The organism is Arthrobacter sp. Hiyo1 (assembly GCF_001263615.2).
Lineage (GTDB): Bacteria > Actinomycetota > Actinomycetes > Actinomycetales > Micrococcaceae > Arthrobacter.
On sequence record NZ_DF952475.1, the window covers coordinates 232,372 to 234,160 of the forward strand.

Genomic DNA, 1,789 nt, shown 5'->3' on the forward strand with positions numbered 1-1,789 from the left:
GGCCGCGAAGGCCGCCCGGACCCGGCAGGCGTCGGCGGTCGCGAAGTACGGCGAAAAAGCTCTCGGGTTTGGCCCCGATAACGACATCCCACGGGAAAGCCAGAGAGGGGTGCCAGGAAACCTTGACGCCGTCCCGATCGCTGGTGGTTCCTCCTGAGTTCTAGACTCCGCCAAGCCGCTGGGCGACCAGACCAAAGAGCCACACGGCGGCGTACAAGCCTGCGGCTCCGGCAGCAGCGGTGAGCGCTCCGGTTGCTACCGCCGCCTTGCTCCTGGCGTACAGGGTGCAGCCGACGAACATGCCGAAGCCGGCGACGATCCAGAGTCCGGCCAGGACGATCGTGCCGAGTGCCGCCAGATCCTTGACCAGGAGGACCGGAGCCAGCGACCAGGTCGCGATCGGGTTGGCAACGGCAAAGGCGGACGGGTCTGTGGCGGCAAGAGCCAACTGGGCTTTCGACGGAGCGAACGCGAGGAGGACAATAGCCAGGACTGCGTAGACAGAGGGAATGACGATCGTGAGCTTCCGGAAGAGCTGGGCACGGCGGTCTGTGAGTCCTGTGCCATCGGTGATCATCAGTTTCCCTCCCTGGGGGCTTTCTTCCCTCATGTCGGGTTCCTTCCCTGAGGCGAGTGGTTGGCGGACCTTGCGGCGCTTCTGCTGGGGTGCGGCAAGCCTTTTCTGTGGATCTGGACCAGAGTCTAAGACGGTCCTCCGACATTTATTGCAGCGCCAACCTCCGACTAGGGTCGCTTACCCACAAGCTCGAATCACACATTGCCTACTCCTTCTCTACCGTTAACGGCGTGGACGCAGCTCGCTGTGATCGCGCCAGGCCTGGGTGCCGTCGTCGTACTCGACGGTCCATTCATCCGTACCCGGTCGCTCGACGATGACGGCCGTCTCCCAGCCAGAGCCGTCCTGGCGCGCGACCTCGACACTCATGCCGTCCGGGAAAGGATCGTGACTGGCGAGGTAGTCGGACACAATGTCCTGCAGGGTTTCCCGCGAAAGGGGCCGTGCATCTGGCGCGGCGAGCATCCAGCTCTCTAGGCCGTCGTGCTCCGCCCAGGCGATGGCCAGCGTCTCGACGTGGTTCTGCATCTCGTTCTCCTTCAATCGGCCGTAACGGCGCCAGAGTGGCGGGATAGTTCGTCTTTAGCGCGCCGGCCGGTGCGGGCGCTTCCCGGCGGTAGAGGTTCCCAGGGTTTGCCGTTGTTGTGGCTGCGCTGGAGCCGGCGGACTTCCTTGAGCGTAGCGGCCTCGATCAGTTCCGAGATGGATGCATATCCCTCGAGGTGGCCGGCGGCCGCGAAGGCCGCCCGGACCTGGCCGGCGTCCGCGATCGCGAAGTACGGGGAAAAGCTCTCGGGTTTGGCTTTGCTCACTCCCCCGCGCCCTTTGTCTCCGGGGAGACACGCTGCAGCAGGGCGTTGTGGACCTGTTCAAGGGTGCTGGCGCGGACCTCGGCCGTTGCCAGTTTGCGTGCTGCGTCCGCGGCTTCCTTGGCGGCGGCCCGCTCGGCTTCCCTGGAATCCTCCAGCTGCTTGCCGATCACGGCGAGCTGGCGCTCCAAGGCTCCCCGCTGGGCCTCCAGCCGGGTGATCTCCCCAGCGTGGGCAGTTGCGGCAGCATCCTTCTCAGCGCTTGCCTGGTCCAGGTCGGCGACGAGCTCGGAGATCTCCTGGTCTTTGTCTTTGCGTTCCTGTGCCCAGGAGGCTTCCACGGCGGTGTGGCGTTCAGCGGCCAGGGCGGATGCTTCAGCCCAGCAGGCTCCGGCAAGGCGGG

At 65.6% G+C, this 1,789-nt stretch carries 3 protein-coding genes and 1 pseudogene; all 4 read right to left on the reverse strand.

Annotated elements, in window-relative coordinates:
- Window positions 1–160 precede the first annotated feature (160 nt).
- Window positions 161–610, reverse strand: coding sequence for a hypothetical protein (locus tag AHiyo1_RS20065; RefSeq protein ID WP_059389747.1), 450 nt, complete (start codon window positions 608–610; stop codon window positions 161–163).
- A gap of 189 nt (window positions 611–799) precedes the next feature.
- Window positions 800–1,105 (reverse strand): tudor domain-containing protein, encoded by a 306-nt coding sequence (locus tag AHiyo1_RS20070; RefSeq protein ID WP_059389748.1) that lies wholly within the window; start codon window positions 1,103–1,105, stop codon window positions 800–802.
- Window positions 1,106–1,116: 11 nt separating this feature from the next.
- Window positions 1,117–1,389 (reverse strand): ParB family protein, encoded by a 273-nt coding sequence (locus AHiyo1_RS20075; RefSeq protein ID WP_059389749.1) that lies wholly within the window; start codon window positions 1,387–1,389, stop codon window positions 1,117–1,119.
- Window positions 1,386–1,789 (reverse strand): annotated as a pseudogene (locus AHiyo1_RS25040) (DNA-binding protein); the annotation flags it as partial. The gene AHiyo1_RS20075 and the pseudogene AHiyo1_RS25040, both read right to left, overlap by 4 nt.

Coding starts and splice junctions, on each gene's coding strand:
- AHiyo1_RS20065 (WP_059389747.1), bottom strand. CDS start 610: ATGAGGGAAGAAAGCCCCCAGGGAGGGAAACTGATGATCACCGATGGC.
- AHiyo1_RS20070 (WP_059389748.1), bottom strand. CDS start 1,105: ATGCAGAACCACGTCGAGACGCTGGCCATCGCCTGGGCGGAGCACGAC.